The following is a 993-nucleotide window of genomic DNA, read 5'->3' as shown; positions in this document are numbered from 1 at the left end:
TAACCTGAATTCTGGATAAGAAATTGACGAGAGGCCTGTTCCACGAGCAAAGTTTTGGTGAAAGCCTAAAACGACTCCGGGGAGGAACAGGCCATGGACAAGTTAGTTGAAATTTTCTGCGATGTCGACGACTTTTGCCGTCTTTTCATCCCACAGTGGGAGCAGTTTTGTCTCGATAACGGATACCGCCTGCGCCGTAGACAAGGCCACATGTATCCCAGTGAAATCATGACAGTTTTAATCCTCTTTCAGCGGTCGCATTACCGTGATTTTAAAAATTTTTATTTGGAGCATATCTGGCAATACCACCACCGCGACTTCCCCTCCTTGCTCAGTTATACCCGTTTTATCAGCGTTGCCCCGTCCGTTTTGGTACCTTTATCCAGTTATCTGACTCAATTAAAAGGAAAACCGACAGGCATTGCTTTTATCGATTCCACGAGTTTGCGCGTTTGTCATAACATCCGTATTCCTCGTCATAAGGTCTTTCAGGGCATAGCGCAACGCGGAAAAACCTCAATGGGATGGTTCTATGGGTTCAAATTACACCTGATTATTAACCATCTGGGCGAAATTTTAGCGCTTAAAGTGACCCCGGGTAATGTGGATGATAGGGAGCCTGTACGCGAATTATCAAAAGATCTCACGGGTTCTCTTTACGGCGACAAAGGATATCTGAGTCAGGAATTGGCGGATGATTTAGCTAAAATGGATATCACCTTTATCACGAAAAAGCGCCGCAACATGAAAGCGCTTGCACTGGCTGAGTGGGATAAGGTTATGCTTAAAAAGCGTTTTATCATTGAAACGATTAATGGACAATTAAAAAACGGCTCTCAATTAGAACATTCTCGTCACCGAAGTATAACCGGTTTTTTGTTAACGATTTTAACGGGATTGATTGCTTACTGCCTTAAAGAGAAAAAGCCATCACTGAAAATTTTCTACTCAGAAGAAGATATTTCAGCAATAGCTTAAGCGGAATTGGGGTTA

1 protein-coding gene is annotated in these 993 nt (G+C 43.0%); it reads left to right on the top strand.

Features of this window, described 5'->3' with window-relative positions; translation table 11 throughout:
- Nucleotides 1–93 precede the first annotated feature (93 nt).
- Entirely contained in the window at nt 94–978 is an 885-nt protein-coding gene (locus AACS90_RS03610; protein WP_099123665.1) for an IS982 family transposase, read from the top strand.
- The last annotated feature ends 15 nt before the right edge of the window (nt 979–993 follow it).

Origin of the sequence: Xenorhabdus sp. KK7.4 (assembly GCF_963876465.1) — a bacterium.
GTDB lineage: Bacteria > Pseudomonadota > Gammaproteobacteria > Enterobacterales > Enterobacteriaceae > Xenorhabdus > Xenorhabdus stockiae.
This window is presented reverse-complemented; position numbering and strand designations above follow the sequence as displayed.

What these genes read in the sequence shown, in the direction of transcription:
- AACS90_RS03610 (WP_099123665.1), top strand. Translation starts at nt 94, where the DNA reads ATGGACAAGTTAGTTGAAATTTTCTGCGATGTCGACGACTTTTGCCGT.